The organism is Pyxidicoccus sp. M6 (genome assembly GCF_055568925.1).
Genome location: NZ_CM145714.1, coordinates 3,907,574 through 3,928,884, shown reverse-complemented (window position 1 = coordinate 3,928,884; position 21,311 = coordinate 3,907,574). Strand labels below are relative to the sequence as shown.

At 70.0% G+C, this 21,311-nt stretch carries 22 protein-coding genes; 10 read left to right on the top strand and 12 right to left on the bottom strand.

The features are described from left to right. Positions 1-143 precede the first annotated feature (143 nt). Positions 144-641 (top strand): DUF3592 domain-containing protein, encoded by a 498-nt coding sequence (locus ACVTJA_RS15625; RefSeq protein WP_465837167.1) that lies wholly within the window; start codon positions 144-146, stop codon positions 639-641. A gap of 125 nt (positions 642-766) precedes the next feature. Here ACVTJA_RS15625 and ACVTJA_RS15620 read toward each other — a convergent pair whose 3' ends face one another. The 5 genes from ACVTJA_RS15620 to ACVTJA_RS15600 are packed head-to-tail and all read right to left on the bottom strand — an operon-like array spanning position 767 to position 3,916. Continuing rightward, positions 767-1,123: a hypothetical protein gene (locus tag ACVTJA_RS15620; RefSeq protein WP_465832652.1), complete on the bottom strand. Its 357-nt coding sequence runs from the start codon at positions 1,121-1,123 to the stop codon at positions 767-769. A 10-nt stretch (positions 1,124-1,133) separates the two neighbouring features. Continuing rightward, positions 1,134-2,633 carry an IS66 family transposase gene (gene tnpC / locus ACVTJA_RS15615; RefSeq protein WP_465832653.1) on the bottom strand — a complete coding sequence of 500 codons (1,500 nt, stop codon included), beginning with the start codon at positions 2,631-2,633 and terminating at the stop codon, positions 1,134-1,136. 24 nt (positions 2,634-2,657) lie between these two features. Next, positions 2,658-3,050, bottom strand: a complete 393-nt coding sequence (tnpB, locus tag ACVTJA_RS15610; RefSeq protein WP_465832655.1) for an IS66 family insertion sequence element accessory protein TnpB — start codon at positions 3,048-3,050, stop codon at positions 2,658-2,660. Further along, a complete protein-coding gene (locus ACVTJA_RS15605) occupies positions 3,047-3,442 on the bottom strand; it encodes a hypothetical protein (RefSeq protein ID WP_465832657.1) in 396 nt (131 codons plus the stop codon). Before ACVTJA_RS15605 ends, tnpB begins: the two co-directional genes overlap by 4 nt. Before the next feature lie 60 nt (positions 3,443-3,502). Then, positions 3,503-3,916, bottom strand: a complete 414-nt coding sequence (locus tag ACVTJA_RS15600; protein ID WP_465837166.1) for a DUF4275 family protein — start codon at positions 3,914-3,916, stop codon at positions 3,503-3,505. A gap of 290 nt (positions 3,917-4,206) precedes the next feature. Between ACVTJA_RS15600 and ACVTJA_RS15595 the strand changes: the two genes are divergently transcribed. Then, on the top strand, positions 4,207-5,223 hold the full coding sequence (locus ACVTJA_RS15595; RefSeq protein ID WP_465837165.1) for an alcohol dehydrogenase: 1,017 nt from the start codon (positions 4,207-4,209) through the stop codon (positions 5,221-5,223). A gap of 160 nt (positions 5,224-5,383) precedes the next feature. Further along, the gene (locus ACVTJA_RS15590; RefSeq protein WP_465837164.1) at positions 5,384-5,881 is read left to right on the top strand and encodes a GNAT family N-acetyltransferase; all 498 of its coding nucleotides are present in this window, start codon (positions 5,384-5,386) and stop codon (positions 5,879-5,881) included. Here ACVTJA_RS15590 and ACVTJA_RS15585 read toward each other — a convergent pair. Continuing rightward, a complete protein-coding gene (locus tag ACVTJA_RS15585; protein ID WP_465837163.1) occupies positions 5,876-6,721 on the bottom strand; it encodes a hypothetical protein in 846 nt (281 codons plus the stop codon). The two genes, ACVTJA_RS15590 and ACVTJA_RS15585, sit on opposite strands and share 6 nt — an antisense overlap. 533 nt (positions 6,722-7,254) lie before the next feature. Here ACVTJA_RS15585 and ACVTJA_RS15580 point away from each other — a divergent pair. Beyond that, positions 7,255-7,473, top strand: coding sequence for a hypothetical protein (locus tag ACVTJA_RS15580; RefSeq protein WP_465837162.1), 219 nt, complete (start codon positions 7,255-7,257; stop codon positions 7,471-7,473). 237 nt (positions 7,474-7,710) lie between these two features. On the opposite strand, the gene ACVTJA_RS15575 is transcribed toward ACVTJA_RS15580, so the two are convergent. Then, entirely contained in the window at positions 7,711-9,399 is a 1,689-nt protein-coding gene (locus ACVTJA_RS15575) for a glutamine--tRNA ligase/YqeY domain fusion protein (protein WP_465837161.1), read from the bottom strand. A 157-nt stretch (positions 9,400-9,556) separates the two neighbouring features. After that, positions 9,557-10,714, bottom strand: a complete 1,158-nt coding sequence (locus ACVTJA_RS15570; protein WP_465837160.1) for a glycosyltransferase — start codon at positions 10,712-10,714, stop codon at positions 9,557-9,559. Positions 10,715-10,881: 167 nt separating this feature from the next. Here ACVTJA_RS15570 and ACVTJA_RS15565 point away from each other — a divergent pair, with 167 nt between their 5' ends. After that, positions 10,882-11,781: an alpha/beta hydrolase gene (locus ACVTJA_RS15565; RefSeq protein WP_465837159.1), complete on the top strand. Its 900-nt coding sequence runs from the start codon at positions 10,882-10,884 to the stop codon at positions 11,779-11,781. Between the two features lie 9 nt (positions 11,782-11,790). On the opposite strand, the gene ACVTJA_RS15560 is transcribed toward ACVTJA_RS15565, so the two are convergent. Further along, complete coding sequence (locus tag ACVTJA_RS15560) at positions 11,791-12,537, bottom strand: arginyltransferase (protein WP_465837158.1); 747 nt, start codon at positions 12,535-12,537, stop codon at positions 11,791-11,793. Between the two features lie 191 nt (positions 12,538-12,728). Between ACVTJA_RS15560 and ACVTJA_RS15555 the strand changes: the two genes are divergently transcribed. The 3 genes from ACVTJA_RS15555 (at position 12,729) to ACVTJA_RS15545 (ending at position 15,497) form a co-directional block, all read left to right on the top strand. Beyond that, the gene (locus ACVTJA_RS15555) at positions 12,729-12,980 is read left to right on the top strand and encodes a hypothetical protein (RefSeq protein WP_465837157.1); all 252 of its coding nucleotides are present in this window, start codon (positions 12,729-12,731) and stop codon (positions 12,978-12,980) included. Between the two features lie 223 nt (positions 12,981-13,203). Further along, positions 13,204-14,055, top strand: coding sequence for a glycosyltransferase family 2 protein (locus ACVTJA_RS15550; protein WP_465837156.1), 852 nt, complete (start codon positions 13,204-13,206; stop codon positions 14,053-14,055). Continuing rightward, complete coding sequence (locus tag ACVTJA_RS15545; RefSeq protein WP_465837155.1) at positions 14,052-15,497, top strand: type III PLP-dependent enzyme domain-containing protein; 1,446 nt, start codon at positions 14,052-14,054, stop codon at positions 15,495-15,497. Before ACVTJA_RS15550 ends, ACVTJA_RS15545 begins: the two co-directional genes overlap by 4 nt. On the opposite strand, the gene ACVTJA_RS15540 is transcribed toward ACVTJA_RS15545, so the two are convergent. Both ACVTJA_RS15540 and ACVTJA_RS15535 read right to left on the bottom strand, forming a co-directional pair. After that, the gene (locus ACVTJA_RS15540) at positions 15,487-16,785 is read right to left on the bottom strand and encodes a carboxylate--amine ligase (protein ID WP_465840399.1); all 1,299 of its coding nucleotides are present in this window, start codon (positions 16,783-16,785) and stop codon (positions 15,487-15,489) included. The two genes, ACVTJA_RS15545 and ACVTJA_RS15540, sit on opposite strands and share 11 nt — an antisense overlap. A gap of 405 nt (positions 16,786-17,190) precedes the next feature. Continuing rightward, positions 17,191-18,006 (bottom strand): methylase, encoded by an 816-nt coding sequence (locus tag ACVTJA_RS15535; RefSeq protein WP_465837154.1) that lies wholly within the window; start codon positions 18,004-18,006, stop codon positions 17,191-17,193. A gap of 88 nt (positions 18,007-18,094) precedes the next feature. On the opposite strand from ACVTJA_RS15535, the gene ACVTJA_RS15530 reads away from it, so the two are divergent. Together ACVTJA_RS15530 and ACVTJA_RS15525 are read left to right on the top strand one after the other, a co-directional pair. After that, positions 18,095-19,093, top strand: coding sequence for a hypothetical protein (locus tag ACVTJA_RS15530; protein ID WP_465837153.1), 999 nt, complete (start codon positions 18,095-18,097; stop codon positions 19,091-19,093). A 125-nt stretch (positions 19,094-19,218) separates the two neighbouring features. Continuing rightward, the gene (locus ACVTJA_RS15525; RefSeq protein ID WP_465837152.1) at positions 19,219-19,698 is read left to right on the top strand and encodes a hypothetical protein; all 480 of its coding nucleotides are present in this window, start codon (positions 19,219-19,221) and stop codon (positions 19,696-19,698) included. Between the two features lie 3 nt (positions 19,699-19,701). Here the strand turns inward: ACVTJA_RS15525 and ACVTJA_RS15520 are convergent, their stop codons facing one another. Continuing rightward, positions 19,702-21,243 carry an MBL fold metallo-hydrolase gene (locus ACVTJA_RS15520; protein ID WP_465837151.1) on the bottom strand — a complete coding sequence of 514 codons (1,542 nt, stop codon included), beginning with the start codon at positions 21,241-21,243 and terminating at the stop codon, positions 19,702-19,704. Between the last annotated feature and the right edge of the window lie 68 nt (positions 21,244-21,311).

Genomic DNA, 21,311 nt, shown 5'->3' with positions numbered 1-21,311 from the left:
CGGATTGCCCCAGGGGGAAGGCGCTCGGAGGTGCTGTCCCAGGGGAAGGCCCTGGCGTGTCCCGTGCAATGCAGGACACGAACCACACGCCACGCCGGGAGGGCTCGCGCGGCGGGCCACCTGGCGGACGAGGAAGAACCGAGATGAAGAAGTGGATGATGGCGGGATTGATGCTGATGGTCGGGGTGGCGCTCGCCTACGGCGGGGCGCGGACGGTGGTTCGGGCGCACCAGAGCTCGAGCTGGCCCACGACGGATGCCACCATCACCTCCTCGTCGGTGGAGACGCTTCGCAGCCGCCGCGGGGGCGTCCGCTTCCACCCGGAGGTGCATTACCAGTACTTGGTGGCCGGCACGCCGTACTCGGCCAGCACGATTTCGTTCGGCGGCAACGACGCGGGCTCGCTGCCGGATGCGCAGCGCGTGACGCACCACTACGCGTCCGGGCACCACGTGCCCGTGCACTATGAGCCGGGTGACCCGTCCGTGGCCTGCCTCGAGGTGGGCAGCGCCGGCATCGCCAGCTACGTGCTGGCACTGGGCGGCATGGCACTGACGCTCATCGCGGTCTGGGGCGTGTGGGACATGCTCCGCGCCGAGCGCCGCGAGAAGGCCCGCCGCCAGCGTCCGCAGCCAGCCTAATCCTCCATCCACTCCCGGCGGCTGAAGTACGGTCCAAGCCCGATGGACATCTGTAAGTCCTCGCCCGAGCCCGTCGAGTTCTCCGTTGACGGAGAGCTCGGCGGATGATGCCGCTGTGGCCCGACTCAGCGTGATGGACCGCGTGCCTCCGCCCAGAGGGAGAGTTCTCCGTTCGCCTTCACGCGCAGTTCCCAGCGGCCCACGGCGCGCAGGTCGTTCGCGAAGTGCTGGCGCTTGCGGTCCACGAGCGCGTCGACCATCGCGAGCATCGTTGTCCGGCCGGGCTGGGGCATCGCTTCCAGGCGCCGGTAGACATCGGGCAACAGGTTCTCCTTCCCCCACTGCGCCACTACCAGCGCATTCCAGACGGTGATGACGACTTGGAGAAAGGCCTGCTGCTGCTGAAGCGACGCGCCTGGTGGCATCTGCGCGAGCAGTGGCGCGGCGTACTCCAGCAGGGTTTCGGAAATCTTCGCGGCCATGGAAGCCCTTTCAGGCAGCTGTCGCGTACTGGTGCGGTAGCAGTGGCGACTCGCCGTTGAGCGCCGCCAGCACGGCAGCGCGCAGGTAGGCCTTGGGCTCGACGCCGCACAGCTTCGCCGACTCCAGCAGGCTGTAGAGAATGGCGGCCACCTCGGTGCCGCGGCGGCTGCGGCTGCCGTAGTGGTTCTTGCGTCCCACCACCGGCCCGCGCAGGGCACGCTCGGTGGCGTTATTGTCCAAGGGCACGCGTGCGTCGTCCAGGAAGCGCGTCAGTCCGGGCCACAGCTCGCCCAGGTAGCGCAGGGCCTTGCCCAGCGCGGACTCGGGCAGCACGCGCACCTGGAGGGCCCACGCGTGCAGGCGGGCCACCACCGGGCGGCTCTTCTGCTGGCGAAGTGCGTGCAACCGCTGCAAGTCGGGCGGGCCCGTCTGGTACTCGCGCTCCACTTGGTACACCTCGCCAATGAGCTCCACAGCGACTGCCGCCTGGGGCCCGCCGCACTCCAGAAACTTCCTCCGCACATGCGCCCAGCAGTGCGCCACCTGGAAGCGCCCAGCACTCTCCTTCTGCAAGGCCCCGTAGACGGCGTAGCCGTCCGCCATCAACACGCCGGAAAAGTCTTTCAACAGCTCGCGCGCGGCCTCGGCCCCTCGGGTTTCGGCGATGCGGTAGACGACGGCGTGCGCACTGGCCAGCGCCCACAGGTGCCACTTCGTCTGTCCCGGGCTGCCCAACAGCGGCCAGCGCGTCTCGTCCGCGCCCAGCACCTGCTGGCGTAATTGCTCAAGCCAAAGCGCTTCCCACGTCGGTAGCAGCAGGCGCGCCAGCAGCCGCACCTGGTCCCAGAGCGTCTGGCTGTCCACCACCATGCCCTCGCGCGCCATGGCCCGCACCTGCCGCTCCAACGGCGCGTGGTCGAGGTACTTCTGCACGGCGACTTCAATGGCGAAGGCCACGGAGTAGCGGCCCCCCGGCACCAGCTTTGGCGGGCCCAGGGCTGTCTCCACGCACGCGCCGCAGCCGCAGCGGTACTTCTGCCGCCGGTGGCGCTTGAGGACGAAGCGTCGCTCCACCACGTCGACTTCCTCGGCCTCCTCGTACTGGCCGGCCATGGGCGAAAGCGCGCCGCCACACTGGGGACACTGCTGGTCCGCCTCGTCCAAAAGGTGCACCTCCTCTTCCACCGGCAGCGCCTGCTGGCGCGGGCCGTGGCCTCGCTGGGGCTTGCCCTCGGTGGGCGGCGGCTCGGGCTTCGGGCGCGGGCGCTTCTCGCTGGAGGGGCCGAAGAGGGCGGCGCGTGCCTGGGAAAGCTGCCGCTCGACTTCCGCCAGCCGCAGCTGCAGCACCTCGGCGGCCTCGCCGCGCGCCGTCAAAAGCTGGCGCGTCAACTCCACCACCCGCGAGGTCAGGCGGCGATTCTCCGCCTCCAGCAGCAGCGCCGCCTGGCGTAGCCTTTCGACGTCTCGCTCGGTTTCCAGCCGCACCATGCTGGGTCGTGCTGGTGCCACACCACCCTCCAGGTTGCAAGCTCCTCAGCCCACCTGGCCCCGCGCCAGCGCGAAGACCGGCACCGCCTCGGCCGCCGCGGGCGAGAGCGCCTGGTGCCCTACCAATTCGCTGCCCTCGAAGAAGAGCGCCAGCTCCGGCAGCGTTAGCGCCACCGGCTCGCCCTCTTCTGCCCGCTTCCACACCGCCGCGAACCGGCCCCTCTCCAGCCGCTTCGCGTACAGGCACAGCCCCGTGCCGTCGAAAAAGAGGGCTTTGGCCCGCTTCCGGTTTCCACCCACGAAGAGAAAAACGTCACCACTCAGCAGCTCGCGCCCCATGCCCTGCGTCACCAGTGCCGACAGCGTGTCGAAGGACTTGCGCATGTCGCACGGGCGCGCGTACGCGTACACCGCCAGCCTGCGCGTGGTGCCCATCATCCCCCAAGCCCCCTGAGCACCTGCACCACCTGCGTCACGCTGAGGCCCTCCACCCGCACGCCCCCGGGCCCGTGCACCACCAGCGCGCTGCGTACCGCCACCTCGCGCTTCATCTCCACCGGGTGGAAGGCCGCGCCACTCGTCTCCGGTGCTGCTCGCGCGGGCCGCCCTCGCTTCACCGGGCCTGCCTGCCGGCCCCACCGCGACAGCGTCCACGAGGACAGGCCCACCTCCCGCGCCGCTTCCTCCTGCGTCCCTCCCTCCGCCTGCCGCGCCCTCAGATACGCCACCACCTGCGCACGGAAGCCCTCCTCGAATCGCCACCGCGTCCCGCGACCCCGCTGCGCTTCCACCTGCTCCTTCAGCTTCTGCGCCGTCTCCTTCAAGTCCATGCCGTCGCGCTCCTCCTGCTTTGAGTCGAGCGTCGACTTCGCACTTCATCCGCCCCCCCGTCACGACGGGCTCAGGCGAGGAGTTACGGACATCTCGTGAGTGAAGGCCATCGTCCAGGTCAGGTCCAGTGGCCAGACGTAGATGTCCTGCCCGATGGGGACCAGGTTGGGCAGTCGCTCGGCTTCGAGCCTCACGGCGGGCAGTTGCTCGTTTTCCGGAATCACGAGCAGCGTCCCTGGTTGCTCGTGAAAATAGGCGTGCTCCGCCTTGGTGCCGCGCAGCGCACGCGCGGCATCGAAGCTGAAGACATGCCAGTCGAATGCTCCCTGCTTCCAAGCCCCCGTCTTCGCATGGAGCGACGCCGCGTAGACTTCGCGCCACGTCTGCATCCACTGCCAGCGCTCCCGACGCGACAACTCCCGCAGCGCGCTGCCGCAGCGAGACAACTCAGCAATGAAATCCGGCCGTAACATTCAGAGCCACCTGCTCAGCAATCATCACATCCTCTTGCCACCACCGATTACGGCATCAGAACTCCGGAGGTGACCACTCCCTGGGAGGAAGAACGACGGGCGGCCACCGCCTTGGAATGAGATGTGGGTGACGGACACTTCAGCTTGACCGAAGAAAGTCCCTCCGCCGAGATCGCAGTCATACGCCAGGAGGCTTGGCAACCGCCTTCCTGTCCGGTTCCACTCCGCCACCTCCCGCGCCAGCAGCCTGCCCATATTGACCCGCGTCCCTCACACCCACAGGAGACGCGATGGCCAGGAAGATGAAGGCAGTGCAGGTACCGAAGGCCGGAGGCCCATTCGAAATCGTCGAGCGAGACATCCCCGAGCCTGGCCCGGGGCAGGTGCGCCTCGCGGTGGAGGCGTGCGGCATCTGCCACAGCGACGCCATCACCAAGGAAGGCTGGATGCCCATCCAGTACCCGCGAGTCCCGGGCCACGAGGTGGTGGGCCGCATCGACCGCGTGGGTCCCGGCGTGACTGCCTGGAAGGAGGGCCAGCACGTCGGCGTGGGCTGGCACGGTGGCCACTGCGGACAGTGTGATGCCTGCCGCGTCGGCGACTTCGTCACCTGCGTGGTGCAGCAGGTGAGCGGCATCAGCTTCGATGGCGGTTACGCCGAGTACATGGTGGCCGCCCAGGACGTGCTCGCGCGCGTTCCCGAGGGGATGGGCTCCGACGACGCCGCGCCCCTGCTCTGCGCGGGCGTCACCACGTTCAACTCCCTGCGCAACATGGAGGTGCGGCCGGGCGACCTCGTGGCGGTGCAGGGCATCGGCGGGCTCGGACACCTCGCCATCCAATACGCGCGCAAGCTGGGCTACCGCACCGTCGCCATCTCGCGCGGAGGCGACAAGCGGCAACTCGCGCTCGAGCTCGGTGCACACGAGTACATCGACACCGAGCGCGGCAAGGCGGCCGAGGCCCTCCAGAAGATGGGCGGGGCGCGCGTCATCATGGTGACCGCGTCGAGCAGCAGCCTCGCGGGTGAGCTGCTCGGAGGCCTGGGACGCAATGGCACGCTGCTGCTGCTGGGCGCGGGCTCCGAGCCCATTCCCATCCAAGGGCTGCCCATGATTCTCAAGCGCACGCGCGTGCAGGGCTGGCCGAGCGGCAATCCCCAGGACTCGCAAGACACCATGGCCTTCAGCGCGCTCGCGGATGTGCGCTCACGCAACGAGACGTTCCCCCTCGAACGCGTCGCCGAGGCCTACGAGCGCATGATGAGCAACCGCGCCCGCTTCCGGGTGGTGCTCAAGATGCGCTGAGCGCCGTGGCGGACCTCCCGCCGACTCGACCCAGCGCATGCGCGCCTCCTGATGACTCCCGAGCAGGGCCTGGCTCGGGAGCCCGATGTCTGTGATGGACGCAGCACGGAAGCGCATTCCCTGCTTGCCCCTCCACACCACCTTCCGCGACGGTACATCCATGTCCGTCACCATCCGCCCCGCGAAGCCTTCCGATGAACCCGCCCTGGGCCGCATGGGCGCGGCGCTCGCGCGCCTGCACCATGACTACGACCCGCAGCGCTTCATGCTCCCGGACGACGTGGAGTCCGGCTACCGCTGGTGGCTGGGCAAGGAGGCGAAGAACAAGAAGGCCGTCGTCATCGTCGCCGAGCTCGATGGCGCAGTCGCCGGCTATGCGTACGGCCGCGTCGAGGACGTGGACTGGAACATGCTGATGGACCGCTGCGGCGGCTTCCACGACATCTGGGTGGACGAGAAAGCCCGCCGCGCGGGCGTGGGTGTCCTGCTCGCCGAGGAGCTCATGAAGCGCCTCGTCGCCCTCGGTGCCCCCCGCGTCGTGCTGCACACCGCCGCGAAGAACGAGGCCGCCCAGCGCATGTTCGCGAAGCTCGGCTGGCGCCCCACCATGGTGGAGATGACGCGCGAGGCCCCCACCGACTCCGGCAAGTCCTCATAGCCGCCCGTGCGGCACCCGCCCCTGCTGGAACGCGTCCACCTGCAGGAAGGTGAAGGGCTGGTCATACAGGAGCCGGTCCTGCTGCCTCACTCGGAACAGGTCCACGATGAGGTTCATCCTGTCGCCCAGGCTCCCCCAGTCCCGCGCCGCGCTGCCCGCCGTGTCGTCCGGCGTCCTGTCCAGCTCCGCCATCAACGCCACGAGCTCCGGGTGCTCCAGCCGCGTCAGGTCCGGCGGGAAGTCCCGCTCCGAGGTGAGCGCGGGGATGTCCTCGCCCAGCCGCATCGTCACGTCCGGCAGCTCGATGCGCATCAGCGTCTTCGTCTCCAGCTCGCGCCACAGGCGCTCCAGCCGCGTGGCCAACGGCGTGAAGGCCCCGCGCAGTCCCCACTCGGGCATGTCGCGCACGCGGCGCCTCGGGTCCGCGCGGGTGAACTCCACCAGGTTGTCCAGGAACACCTCGCGCAGCGGCGCATTCAGCGCGGCGAGCACCGGCCCCTGCAGGCGCGTCTGCTCGTGATAGCCCACCAGTGCATTGGCCAGGAACATCAGCTCCGCGCGCGCCTTGCGGTCCTTCGTGAAGATGGCCTCGTAGTACGCCTTCGCCGCGCGGATGAGCAGGTCCTGCCCGCCCTCCTCCACCGGCCCCGGCACCAGCTTCGACAGCACCGCCTCCAGCCGCGACGCGTCCGGCGCGTCGAGCCCCGAGAACCTCTCCAGCAGGTCCACGTAGAGCGGGGCCAGCTCCTCGAAGACGATGAAGTTCCCGCGCGCCGCGTGGCGGGCCACCTCGTCAATGATGTCCTCCAGCGTCCGCGCCATGACGAACTGCACGCCCACGGACGCGCCCCATGCGCCGAGCAGCCTGTCTTGTAATTCCGCGATGCTCCGAGTCACCGCGTCGGCCCTGTCCAACAGGTCCGCCAGCAGCCCCGGCAGCACGTCCTTGCGGATGAAGGCGCCCGCCGTCTTCGACGCCCACGTGGCGAAGCCGCACCAGTTGACGTCCTCCTCGCCGAGCACGTCGGTGAGGGCCACCTTCAGCACGTGGTACGTCTGGGTGATGTGGAGGTTGCGGAGGACCGGGTCCTCCATGCGGATGATGGCGTCGACTTCGGCCTGCGTGGGCGTAGGCCACAAGTGTGGGAGCGTGCCGCAGGCCATGATGCGTGAGCCTCCTCTTGCATCGGAGCGGAATGTCCCCGACCTCACGGGAGGAGTGGCCTCGAAGCGGCCGTGATTCAACCGCCCCTTGGGTGCCTGCCTCGCCATGGGGACGGGGACACCGCGGACGGGAGGGGCGACTGTTCCTCGCATGCCCGCCTCGCCCCCGGGTCCGGGGCACGCGGCGCGGGAAGCGGTATGCTGCCGGCATGGTGCCCCTGAAGGACCCCTCTGGACTGCCCGCCGAGCAGCTCGCCGCGCTGGAGCGGGAGCTCGCCCCGCTGACGCTGCTGCAGGACGTGGTGCGCTGGGGCTTCTCGGACACGCCGCCGCGCGACGTGGCGGAGGTCGTCGTCCAGGACGAGTTCACCCACGACGTCGTGGTGCCGTGGAAGAACGGGCGCTACCTCGTCTTCGACACCACCTGACTGGGCGGAGTGAATGCGGTCTCCGTGTGGGACCACCGACCCGACGCAGATGAGATGCTGGACGCCCGGCTCACAGAGGGATGGACGCCCACGCCCACGAGCACCGTCGACGGAGACGTCATCCTCGGCCATGCCGCGTGCCGGGTGCCGCCCAAGCCGGCAGCGCCCTGAAAGAGAAAGGGCCCCGGGGATGGCAACCATCCCAGGGGCCCTCGATTCCACATCAGCGCGGAAGGACTACTTCCCCTTCGTCTGCTCCTTCACCCACGAGTCCTTCAGCGTCACCGTGCGGTTGAAGACGGGCTTGCCCGGCTTCGAGTCCTTCGCGTCCACGTAGAAGTACCCCTGGCGCTCGAACTGGAAGCGGGACTCCGCGGCGGCGTCCGCCAGCATCGGCTCCACGCGCGCGTTGCGAAGCACCTCGAGGCTGCTCGGATTGAGGAAGGTGGTGAAGTCCTTCTCGTCGTCCGCGCCCGGATTCTCCACGGAGAAGAGCCTGTCATACAGGCGCACCTCGGCGGTGGGCGCATTGCCCGGCACCCAGTGCAGCGTGCCCTTCACCTTGCGGCCATCCGGCGCGTTGCCACCACGCGTCGCCGGGTCATACGAGCAGCGCAGCTCCACCACGTTGCCCGCGGCGTCCTTGATGACCTTCTCGCACTTGATGAAGTACGCCGAGCGCAGGCGCACCTCCTTGCCGGGCGCGAGCCGGAAGAAGCCCTTCGGCGGGTCCTCCATGAAGTCATCCGCCTCGATGTACAGCTCGCGCATGAAGGGCACCTGGCGAGAACCCATCTCCGGCTTCTGCGGATGGTTCTGCACCTCCAGGTGCTCCACCTGCCCCTCCGGGTAGTTCTCCAGCACCACCTTCAGCGGGCGCAGCACGGCCATGGCGCGAGGGGCCGTCTCGTTGAGGTCCTCGCGGATGCACAGCTCCAGCACCCCCATGTCGATGAGCTGCTCCGTCTTGCTCACGCCCACGCGCGTCGCGAAGTCGCGGATGGACGCCGGGGTGAAGCCGCGCCGGCGCAGGCCGGAGATGGTCATCATGCGCGGGTCGTCCCAGCCGGACACATGGCCCTCATTCACGAGCTTGAGCAGCTTGCGCTTGCTCATCACCGCGTAGTTGAGGTTCAGCCGGGAGAACTCGTACTGGTACGGCCGGTCGCCCTTGATGAGCGCGTCGACAATCCAGTCATACAGCACGCGCCGGTTCTCGAACTCCAGCGTACAGACGGAGTGGGTAATCCCTTCAATCGCGTCCGACAGACAGTGCGCGAAGTCGTAGAGCGGGTAGATGGGCCACGCATCGCCGGTGCGGTGGTGGTGCGCGTGACGGATGCGGTAGATGGGCGGGTCGCGCAACACGGGGTTGGGCGACGTCATGTCGATTTTCGCCCGCAGGGTGTGCTTGCCGTCGGGGAACTCGCCCGCGCGCATGCGCTGGAAGAGGTCCAGGTTCTCCTCGACGGAGCGGTTGCGGTACGGGCTGTCACGGCCCGGCGTGGTGAAGTCGCCGCGGTACTCGCGAATCTCGTCCGCGGACAGGCTGCACACGTAGGCCTTGCCCTGCTTGATGAGCTCGACGGCGAAGTCGTAGAGCTTCGGGAAGTAGTCGGACGCGAAGAACTTGCGGTCCTCCCAGTCGAAGCCCAGCCACTTCACGTCACGCTGGATGGACTCGACGTAGTCCGTGTCCTCGGTGACGGGGTTGGTGTCGTCGAAACGCAGGTTGCACTTGCCGCCATATTGCTGCGCCAGCCCGAAGTTGAGGCAGATGGACTTGGCGTGGCCGATATGGAGGTAGCCGTTGGGCTCGGGCGGGAAGCGGGTGTGCACGCGACCGCCGTGCTTCCCGGTGCGCCGGTCTTCCTCGATGATTTCCTGGAGGAAGTTCAGGCCCTGCGTCTCGTTCGTCGTCGTCATGATGGAGGCGAATCCTGTTGAAGCCGCCCGGGGCCGGCAAGGTTTTCCTTCCCTTGCGTTGCCATTCTCCGGGTGCCTCGGGGTGGAACACCCCGGGCGCCCCCCTTCCATCCCCGGGTCTGGAGGTCAGGCGGACGGACGTCTGGACCCGGCTGAATCAGACGGACGACAGCAGGTCTTCCCAGGCGCGCAGGGCCCGCTCGGCGGACAGCTCCTCCGCGCGGCGGCGGGACCGGCCGGCCAGCTCCCGCCGGAACTCGTCGTCGCCCACCACCCGGCCCAGCGCGTCCGCCAGGGCCTGGGGGTCCTCCATGGGCACCAGGAGGCCGTGCTTGCCGTGCTCCAGCAGTTCCGCGGGCCCGGAGGGGCAGTCCGTGCTGACCACGGGGCAGCCCAGGGCGAGCGCCTCCAGCAGCACCATGGGCAGCCCCTCGAAGCGCGAGGACATGGCGAAGACGGCCGCCCGGCTCATCAGCGCGTGGGGGTTGGGGACGAAGCCCGGCATGAAGACGGAGGACTCCACGCCCAGGGACTTCACCAGCGCCTTGTGCTCGGCCTCGAGCGAGCCATCGCCGAGGATGAGGAGGTGGTGGTCCGAGCCCTTCTCACGCATGAGCGCGTGGCTCCGGATGAGCACGTCGAAGGCCTTCTGGTGCTCCAGCCGCCCCACGGCGATGACCACCGGCTTCTCGTAGATGGGCACGGCCCAGTCGGGCAGCGGCGCGTCACCGGCGGCGCGCACCTTGTTGCCATCCACGAAGTTGGGGATGACCTGGAGCTGGCCCGGCCGCACCGGCACCAGCGCCTGGAAGGCCTTCGCGGAGTCATGGCCGCACGCGATGATGCGCTGCATGCGCGGGTACAGCACGCGCAGCCCCCAGAGCTGCCGCCGGGGCTGCTCGCGGCTGAAGGCGCCCCAGTCGAAATGAATCATCCCCACCACGGGCTTGCCCAGGAGCTTCCCGGCCAGACAGGCAATCAGCGCGGCGCGGCCCTCCTGGCCGGCGACGATGACGTCCGCGTCGCGGGCCTCCTGGACGAGCCGCCAGAGGAAGCGAGGGAGCATCGTCCGCCGGTAGAAGAAGGCATCGGTGCCCCACACCACCTCGGTGTGCTTGGGGATGCGGTCCGACTGGCTCTTCGGGTGGGGCTGGTGGTGGAAGAACATCTTGGTGGCGAACCGCTTCGGGTTCAGGCCCGCCAACACATTGCACACCGATCGCTCGATGCCCCCGAAGCCCAGGAACACCAACGTGAAGAGCACGCGCTTCTTTTCGGAGGCTTCGGGTGCGTCGACCGGTAGATGTGCGTACATCAAGCCTCACTCCAAAGGCAGCGGCACCGTAGCGCATGGAGGTTGGGGCGCCAAGATAAGCAGATAAGCCCTAGCGTCCGGCTTCTTGAGAAGCAACCGGCCTTGAGGCAGGCACCCTGGCAGCTCTCGGATAGGCTTCGCTTCCCGGCCCCGCGCCGTCCGCCACCGTGAAAACGCGCCTCCGCCCCCTCCTCCTCGCCGTCCTGGTGCTCCTCGTGGGCGCGCTCGGCTTCGTCGGCTACCTCGCCTTCCACGGCTATCGCATCGGCCAGGGTCTTCTGCACCCACCTCACGTTCCAGTGGAGCGCCCGGCGGCCACGGGCGAGCTGGAGGGGCTCACGGACGTGGCCTTCACCCACTCGGACGGGCTGACGCTGCGCGGCTGGTACGTGCCCTCTCGCAACCGGGCCGCGGTGGTGCTCGTCCATGGCTTCGCGGACAACCGCACGCAGCTGCTCTTCGAGGCGCGCGCGCTCGCCCGGGCGGGCTTCGGCGTCCTCCTCTTCGACTTGCGCGCGCATGGCGAGAGCGACGGGGACCGGGTGACGTGGGGCGACAGCGAGCGGCACGACGTGACGGCGGCGCTGGACTTCGTCTCCGCGCGCCCGGACGTGGACCCGGCGAGGGTGGGGCTGTTCGGCTTCTCCATGGGCGGCACCACCGCGCTGCTGGTGGCCAGCGTGGATTCGCGCGTGAAGGCGGTGGCGGCGGCGGGTGCCTACCCCGCGCTCGAGGCGGACGTGTACTCGGGCTATGGCCGCTGGGGCGCGCTGAGCGCGGAGCCGGTGCTGTGGACGCTGCGCCACGCGGGCATCGACGTGAAGGCGGTGCGCCCCATCGACGGTATGTGCCGGCTGCGGGGGCGGCCGCTGCTGCTCGTCAACGGCGACGTGGACCCGGACGCGCCCGCCAAGCTCCAGGCCAGCCTCTTCCGCGCCGCCTGCGAGCCCAAGCAGCTCTGGGTGGTGGAGGGCGCCGGCCATGGTCAGTACTCGAAGGTGGCCCCCGAGGAGTACGAGCGGCGGCTGCGCGAGCACTTCACCCGGGCGCTGCTGGACGCCCGCTGACGCCCGCGCCTATTCCGAGGGCGCCGCCTCCCAGCGGGGCTCCGCGCCGACGGCGGGCCGCTCCGTCAGCAGCTCGTGCGGGCGGAAGCCGCCCTTGTAGCGCAGCGACGCGCAGGCCAGGACGCGGTAGCCCAGGTACACGTGGGGGATGCCGCGCTCGCGCGCCAGCTCCACCTGCCGCACCACGTTGGCGGTGCCGAGCGACAGGTGCGCGTAGGCCGGGTCATAGAAGAAGTACACCGCGCTCCACGCGCGGGGCGTCTCGTCGCAAATGCCCACGCCCACGAGCTTCGGGCCGCCCTCCGCGCAGTCGTCGTACCAGGTCAGCTCTCGCGCGGACGGGTGCGGGAAGGAGAACTGGAGCGAATAGTCGCGCGCGGTGATGGGTGACGGGTTCCACTCGCGAGAGGCCTCGCGCTCCGCGTGCCACGCGCGGTACAGGGCCAGCCGCTCCGCGTCCACGCGGGGCCTGCCCACCTCCACGCGCAGGTGGGCGCAGGCGGCGTGGGCGCGGCGCTGGCTGCGGTTGGGACGAAATGTCTCCACGGGGATGCGCAGCGAGACACACTCGTTGCAGGCCGCGCACGCGGGCCGGAAGTACACCGGTCCGAAGCGGCGCCACCCGCGCACCAGCAGGTGCTCGTACTCCTCCGCCGTGACGTCCTGCATCACCAGGTTTTCAAGGGAGGCCTCCCGCTCCGGCAGGTAGCTGCAGGGACGGGGGTCCTCGACGTCGTGTGCCAGGAGGAGGGCCATGTGCGCCCTCGTTCCTGTCCGGCGGCCGCCCTGGCGTCAATTCGTTGACACTGGCCCGCCAGCCTTGCGTCCGGCGGGCCTCGCGTGGCTGGCCGGACACGGCGCCTCCAGACGTCTTGCACCCGAGGTCGGGCTGGCATGCCGACTGCAAAACATCCCCACGCCGCCCGCGGGGGGGCAGGAGGACGCAAATGGCCCGTGACAGCATGCAGCCCTGGCTGGACCGCGTTTCGTACGGGGAAATCGAGGGAACGGGCGTCTCTCCCCGCTCTATGCTGGGTTTCCGGGACTGGGATGGAGCCGAGGTTTCCCCCGCATCCCGCTCTGCCATCCGGCCCGCAAACCCTGACAGCCCTGCCCTACCTGCCACGGCTTCCGTCCAGGTCGATGACGACACCGAATGGGGCCACGACGACTTCGACTTCACCGTCGCGAGCTACTGAACAGCCTGGGGCAGCGCGTCCGGTCGCAACGGTCCCGCGTCGGCAATGGACGCGCGATGCCCCTTTTTCGCGCAGCTTCTGCGTGGTCCGCGCGGGCGCCGCGATTCCCAAAAACCCAGCATCCAAGCAGGCGGCGTGACGCGTGCGTGAGCAGTCAGGCGCGCACCGTCACGGCCCGGGGGCGTCTTCCCGGCCGTGGGCGCCACCGCATATAAGTCCTGCCATGTCAGCGATTGATGTCTCGGTGGTGATGCCCACCCACAAGCGAGAGAAGGAAGTGGTGGAGGCCATCCGCTCCGTGCTTCGGCAGGAGGGGGTGAGCGTGGAAGTCATCGTCCTGGACGACACGCCCGAGGGGACGGCGCGCGCGACGGTGGAAGGCATTGGCGACGCGCGGGTGCGCTACCTCGTGAATGACCCGCCCTCCAAGGGGCGCCCGGCGGTGGTGCGCAACTACGGCGCCACGCTGGCGAAGGGCCGCTACCTGCACTTCCTCGACGACGACGACATGCTCGCGGAAGGGGCGCTGCACGCCATGGTGAGCGGGCTGGACGCGCGGCCGGACGCCGGTGTCGCGGTGGGCTGGGTGGTGCCCTTCGGCGACGACGCGGACTGGCTCAAGGACAAGAGCGACTACTTCCAGTGGGCCGCCAAGGTGGGCGCCAGCACGCCCAACAGCGCGTGGACGGTGGCGCACATCCTCTTCCGCGGCACGCTGTATGTGAATTCCGCGTGCATGGTGCGCCGCGAGCACTTCGCGCCGCTGGGCGGCTTCGACGCCTCCATCCCCGTCTACGAGGACGTGGACTTCTACCTGCGCGCCATCCGCGCCTTCGGCCACGTCTACGTCGACCGCCCCATCCTGCACTACCGCACGGGCCGGCCCTCGCTGATGCACAACCTGGGCAAGGACGGCACGCTGGTCATGCAGTCCAACGAGATGATTCACGGCAAGTACCGCAAGACGAACGGCATGCTGGAGTACCGCGCGCTGCAGTTGCTGATGCGCACGCTGCCCTTCGACGTGGCGAAGAAGCTGCCCTTGCGGCTGCCGAAGCAGGGACGCGCTTCATGAGCCTCAAGAGCCGCCTCGTCGGCACCGCGAAGCGCCAGGTGAAGGAGACGCTGCGCCCGGTGCTCCAGAAGGCCATGGCGCCCGCGCGGACCTCCATCCCCGCCTCCCACTGGGGGCTGGAGCACCGCCCCGGCCAGGGGCTGTGCCTGGAGGGCGTGCCCCTGAAGGAACTGACGGCCCGCTGGGGCTCGCCGCTCCACGTGGTGCACCTGGCCGCGCTGAAGCGCAACGTGCAGCGCTTCCTCGCGGTGCCTCCGGGCCGCGCGGGCGGGGCCGAGGTCTATTACTCGTACAAGACGAACCCGGTGCCGGGCGTACTGTCCTTCATGCACGAGCTGGGCGTGGGCGCGGAGGTCATCTCCGCGTACGAGCTGTGGCTGGCGCTGAAGCTGGGCGTGGCCCCGGAGCGCATCGTCTACAACGGCCCGGCGAAGTCCGAGGCCTCCGTGCGCGAGGCCATTTCCCGCGGCATCCAGCTGCTCGCGGCCAACCACGCCGAGGAGCTGGACGTCTTCTCGCGCATCGCCGCGGAGGTGGGCCGCCGCCCGCGCGTGGCGGTGCGGGTGAGCACGGACAGCGGCTGGTCCGCGCAGTTCGGCACGCCCATCGCGGGTGGCGCCGCGCTGCGGGCCTACCAGCAGGCGCGCGCCTCCAAGCACCTGGACGTCGTGGGCCTGCACGCGCACCGCGGCGCCACCATCCGCACCGAGGGGGACATCACCGGCTTCGTGGAGTCGGTGCTGGCCTTCACGGACACGCTGCACCAGGAGCTGGGGCTGGACCTGGAAGTCCTGGACCTCGGCGGCAGCCTGTGCACGCCGACGACGGAGCACATCGCCGAGCGCGACTGGCGGCTCAACCTCACCTTCTTCCGCGACGTGCCGGCGCCGGACCCGGCGGCGTCGCTCTCCATCGACCGCTACCTCGCGTTGGTGGTGGAGATGGTGGAGTCGCACTACGCGCGCCGGGGCCGTCAGCGTCCGCGCATCTTCCTGGAGCCGGGCCGGGCGATGACGGGCGACACGCAGCTCCTGCTCACCCGCGTGCACGCCCTCAAGCAGGGCGAGGACCGCGCCTGGGCCGTGCTGGACGCGGGCGTCAACCATGCCGAGTGCGTGCGCAACGAGTACCACCAGCTCTTCCACGTGGAGCGGCCGGACGCGAAGGCCGAGCGCGTGTACACGCTGGTGGGCCCCATCTGCACGCCGGGCGACACGCTCTACCACGCGAAGCGGATGCCGGAGCTCTCCGTGGGGGACACCCTGGCCATCATGGACGCGGGCGCGTACTTCGTGCCCTTCGCCACGTCCTTCTCCTTCCCGCAGCCGGCCATCATCGCGCTGGAGGGCGGGAAGGAGCGGCTCTTGCGCCGCGCCGAGACGTTCGATGACCTGGTGACGTTCGACGCGCCGCCCGCCGAGCCCGCGCGGCTCAGCGGTTGAGCACCATGGAGCGCACGAAGGCGCGGGGGTGGCGGGCGGAGACGTAGAGAATCTGCGCCAGCTCCACCGCGGTGGGCACCAGGTCCTCCGAGTCGATGAGCGGGTCCACCGACACGCCCCGGTGCGTCTCCAGCCACTGCCGCCACTGGCGCGCTTCCTCGCCCGGGAGCGCGCCGGACAGCCGCTGGAGGTTGAGCAGCATCTCCAGCGCAATCCGGTTGCAGAACACCTCGCCCTTGCCGCGCCACTCGCGCGCGGCCTTCGCCTCGCGTTGGAGCGACTCCCTGTCGCCCAGCGCCGCGTGGTACGCGAGCAGCGGCAGCGGCAGGCCACGGGCGATGTCGAAGCCCATCTGCCCGTAGTAGCGGGGGTTGAAGTCGATGAGGAGGAAGTCGTCCTTCGTCTGGATGAACTCCACCTCGAAGACGCCGTGGTAGCCCAGGCGCTTGCACAGGCGCTTGAGGCCGTTGGCCAGCTCCTCGCGCACGGGGGCGGACTCGAAGCACACGCCCACGCCCAGGCGCCGGGGGCGCTGGAGCACCTTCATGGCGCCGCGCACCTCGAAGAGCTCGCCCGTCTCGTCCACGAAGCCGGAGAGGCTGTAGATGCCCCGCGCGGCCTCGGGGTGGAACTCCTGCACCATGGGCCGGGCCACCGCCGGGTCGAACTTCACCAGCATGTCCGCGTACCCGTCGCGCGAGAAGGCGCGGTACTCCTCCGCGAGCTGCGCGGGCTCCGACACCGGGTGGCCCTTGCGGTGGGTGGAGTAGAGAATCTGCGTGGTGGGCTTGATGAGGACGGGGAAGCGCGCCTCGCGGGAGATGGCGTCCAAATCCCCCTCGGACTCGGGGAACCAGGTGCGCGGCAGCCGCAGGCCCACCTCCTGGCCCACCTCGAAGAGCTTGCGCTTGTTGAGCAGGCCGTAGACGGCGTCCACGCCCGGGTCATAGAGGTGGAAGTACTGGGCGAGCGCGTCGCGGTGGACGGAGACGAGCCACGCGAGCTCATCGCTCGTGGGGTAGAGGACGTGCCGCATCGGCTCGCGGCGGCCGAAGTCCAGCAGCCACGCCATGAAGTCCTCGGCGCGTGACTCGGGCGGACACTGGACGCGGCGCCCGACGTAGCGGGACCAGCTCGCGGGGCCCAGCTTCGCCGGGTCCGCGACCGTGACGTCGATGCCGTTGCGCCCGAAGCAGCGCGCGGCCGCGAGCGTGCCGTAGAAGCTCGCGGAGAAGAGCAGCACGGACGGCCGGCCCTCCACGCGCGCCCGGGGTGCTTCTTCCACCATGGCGTCCTCAATCTCCTGCTGCGATTCCGGCGCCCCCGTCTCCCCGTCCCGGCGCGCACGCGACGCCACCGCGCGGTTCGCGGAGCGCGCCTGCGAGGCCCACGCCGGAGCTGTGCCTGGCGCGGGCATGGTGGCGCCAGAGGTGGCCGCGGCGAGTCCCGCGGCGATGAGAGAGACGATGTGCCGTTTCATGAAGGTTCGAAGGTCCTACCTGCTCCAGACTCACGAGCCTTGGCAAGACCCCGAGGGAGGATTTCGGGGCGCAGAATAGCCGTCTGCACCACACTTTTCTCCTCCCCCTGGGCAACTCATCTTCTCGGCACCGGAGAAAGCCCGGAGCCTGGCTGTCTGCCCCCCGCGCATGCGAGGGGGGCATGCATCGCGTCATCGCTGGAGCTCCACGCTTCAGGGACTGACGCCGCCCTCGGGCTTCCAGACGAGGTAGCCCTGCGCCCCCAGCCATGTGTCCGCCAGCACACCATGGGTGCGGGTGGCGAGGCGCGGGGCTGTCTCGCGGAAGGCATCCCGCGGGTCGGTGTGGCCGGCGGCGCGGGCCTCGCGCCAGGCGGCGTCCCACTCGGAGAAGAAGGCGTGGATGGGTTCGCCGGGCTTCACACGGCGGCGCAAGTCACGGGGCAGCCAGTCACGGAAGAGCCACGGTGCGAAGCCGTGGCGGAAGTCGGTGTGGAAGAGGAGGGCCTCACGAATGGGGGGCGCGTCCGCGTCGGGTCCCCGGCGCAGCAGATGCGCTGTGAGGATGGCCCCCTCCGGGTCCGCGCTGCCCTCCACGAGGAGGCCGGACGGGAGGAGGAAGCGGGCCAGCGTGTGATGGACCTCGGGGACGCGCTCGGGCGGGCCCTGGCGCAGCAGGTTCATGGCGCGCACGAGGCGGGCGGGCTCGTCCTCGCGCAGCGGCAGCGCGAAGCCACCCTCGCGGAAGTGGGTGCGGGCGTCGGCGTGAGCGCAGGCGGCGCGGGCGCGCTCCGGCTCCAACTCCACGCCAATGACGGTCAGCTCCGGTTGGAGGGCGCGGAAGGCGGCGGCGCTCTCCAGCGTCGTCCACGGGTGCTCGCCGAAGCCGACGTCGACGAAGACGGCGTGGGCCCACTGACCGTCGCCACGGGAGAGCAGCTCGCGCTCGGCGTGGCACAGGTACGCGTCCAGCGCGCGCAGGCGGCCTGGCGTGGTGCGGCCTCGCGTCTGGGTGTCGAGCGACGACATGGCCCGCTCATGCGGCGAGCGGCGCCCGCGCGTCAAGGCCCGCCCGGGTTTTCTCCCACGGACGGGGCCGCTTAGGCTCATGGGCACCGTGGACTCCTCCCCCTCCTGTCCCCGTTGTCACGCGCCGCGAGCCCCGGGGCCGGAGTGCCCGCGCTGCGGCGTCATCTACGCCAAGGCGAACGCGCGAGTCGCTCGCGATGCCGCCACGAAAGAGGCCTCCGCCGCCCCCTCCCCCGCCGCGCTGCTCGCGCCGGAGGAGCCGCCCCTCATCGACCCGGCGTGGCTGGTCCGGCCCGGGGAGCTGCGCTCCGACGTCCTTCCCGAGGCGACACCCGACCTGGACGCCGACGCCGAGGACGCCGCCTGGGAGCTGAAAATCCACACGTGGACCCTTCCCGTGGTGCTCCTCGTCTCGTATCTGGCCGCATCCGGTGGCAGCGCGTTCCTCGTCCGCATCTTCACCATGCCGGTCCATGAGCTGGGCCATGCCATCACCGGCTGGCTGTGCGGCTACGTGTCCATCCCCACGCTGTGGAAGACGCTCAACTTCGGGCGCTCGTACTTCCTCGCGACGCTGGCGGCCGCGGGGCTCGGGTACTGGGCCTGGTGGGCCTGGAAGCAGCGCCGCATGTGGCAGGTCTATACGGCCGGAGGAATCCTCCTCACCCAGCTCATCGGGACGCTGTTCCTGTCCGAGCCGACGGCGCTGATGCTCATCATCTTCAACGGCGACGCGGGAATGATGGTGATGGGCACCGCGCTGATGGCCACGATGTACGTGCGCCCCGGCAGCTACGTCCACGAGCACGGCCTGCGGTGGGGCTTCGCCGTCATCGGCGGCGCCAGCTTCATGGACGGCTTCATCACGTGGTGGCACGCCCGCAGGGACTTCGCCGAAATCCCCTTCGGCCAGAACGAGGGCTCGGGCCCCAGCGACGCGTACCGTCTCGTGGAGGACCACGGCTGGTCCGAGGGAGACCTCATCCACCGCTTCGTGACGCTGGGAGTGGTGTGCCTCGTCGTCCTGGTCGTCCTCTACGCGGTGAAGCTCGTCCAGGGCCGGCGGCGACTCGCCGCGAAGGCGTGAGCAGCGCGTCCGGGCACACGAATAGAATATTCCACGATTCCTTGGATGGTGGCTTATTCAGGATAGCGTCGATTAACGTCCGCGGGCCGCTCACGGCGAAGCACCCTTCCTCCATGAGGAGCCACATGAGCCACGCCCACACCCCGACGCGTCAGCCCATGAAGTCCCCAAGTCCCTCCACCCTGCGAATGCTCTCCCTGGGAGCCGCACTGCTCGTCGGCGCCGGTTGCGGAGGTGCCCCCGAGCTGGAGCAAGGCGAGCCCACACCGCCAACGGTGACCACGTCCGAGGCCGCGCTGACGGGAGGAACCGGAGGCTGCTACGTGGACACGCCGGCCTATGACTACCCGCGCGCGGGCGGCTGCTTCGGCTTCAACCGCAGCCGGACCGTCAAGAAGACCATCGTGTTCGACATGATCAGCCCGGTCTCCGGCTACACGTACCAGTGGAGCGGCGTGACCTGCACGGGGACCGGCCCCACCTGGTGCGCCATCAGTGCCCTCGCTGGCACCTTCACGGCGACGGTCACCATCCGGGATGGCTCTGGCAACGTGGTGGACGCCCAGAGCGTCACCGCCACGCTCGAGTACGAACCCGGAATGTAGCCCTCACCCCACCGCGCCGAAGGGCCACGTGAAGCCCGCGGAGCGCACCACCTCCGGCTTCCGCCGCCCCTTCCACGCCAGCGCCTCACCGGGCCGCAACAGCAGGGCTTGCGGCCCGTGCTTCACCGCGCGCCGCACCTCCGCGAGCCGCTCCGGGTACGGGTCCGCGTCCGGGTTCTCATCCATGTGGCTCGCGCCGCTCACGGGCTGGCCGGGGTAGCCCTCGTAGCGGGGGCCCATGCCCTCGCGCCAGTACCAGGGCGCTCCTCCGTCCGCGCAGGGCACCACGTAGCGCGCGCCCAGCAACTCGCCGTAGTGCAGCGCCTCCTCCGGCCCGGCCATGAGCTGCTGCGGCTTCGTCAGCGCCGCGCGCGGCACGTTGACGAGGAACGCGTCCAGCGTGGTGAAGCCGAAGAAGATGGGCGCCAACTTGAAGCCGCGCACGCCGCAGAAGAGCACGTCCACCGGGCCCTCCTCGCGCAGCACCTCGCGACACACGTCGCGCATGTCCCCGCGCACGTCGTGCCCCGAGTCCGCGAAGAAGGCCGACGAGAAGCCCGGCGCGCGCACCAGCCACGCGTTGCCCTCGTTGAAGAGGTCCTTGTACGGGCCCTCCTCGTCCGTGGGCTGCTCGCCGTGGAAGGGCAGCGCGCGCACGGTGACGTCGCCCACCTGCCGGGACTCGCCCCAGCGCAGCGGCTCCACGCGCGTGAAGCCGAGCTGCGAGAGCCTCAGCGCACAGTCCGTGGAGAACAGGCTCTCGCGCGCGACGTGGGGCACGAAGATGCGCGTGTCCCGAGGCAGCGGCAGCAGCGAGCCCAGGTGGAAATGGTCCCCGTGCGAGTGGGTGATGACCACCGCGTCCACCCGGCCCACGTCCCTCGGCTGCATGGGCTGGTAGCCCCGCGAGTCCACCAGGCCCGCGGGCCGGAAGTACGGGTCCACCAGCACGCGCGCCTCGCGGCCGGACACCAGCACCGTGTTGTGTCCCACGAAGAGGGCCCCGGGCGCGGGCACCTCGACCGGCGCCTCGTGCCTCACCAGCCAGCCGGCCTGCCCCATATCCGCCAGCAGCCCCGCCACCACGGGCACGACGGACAGCGCGCGCAACTCCGCGCGGGTGGCGCCCCGGGCCAGCGTGGCGAAGAGGTCCGCGACGTGGGGCCACTCGGACGCGCGCACGGGGACATCCAGTCCGAGCGACTCCTGGCGCAGGTGCAGCACGCGCGGGCGGTGCCGGGTGGCGTCCGGGAAGAGCACCTCGTGCTTGAGCACGCGCCGGCCCAGGCGCCGCCGCTTCCCGTCCTCGCAGAGGGCCGCGTAGCGGGGCGTCTCCTCGAGCCAGCGCACCAGCGCGTCCGCCTCGCGCAGCGTGCCCTCGCGGCCGAGCATGGCGACGTGGCGCTTGAGCGGCAGGTGGGCGCGGCGCACGGGGCGCGCGGTGGGGCCCTGGATGCTGCAGCCCAGGTCCTCGTGGTGGTCGGCCTCCGTCCGGGCCGACGCGAGGACGGCCAGGCTGACGCCCCGATGCAGGGTGATTCGCATGGCGCGGATGTTAATGCCGCGCCGCGTGAGCGGGGGTTTCGATGACTCGGGGTGCGTGCAGAGCGTGC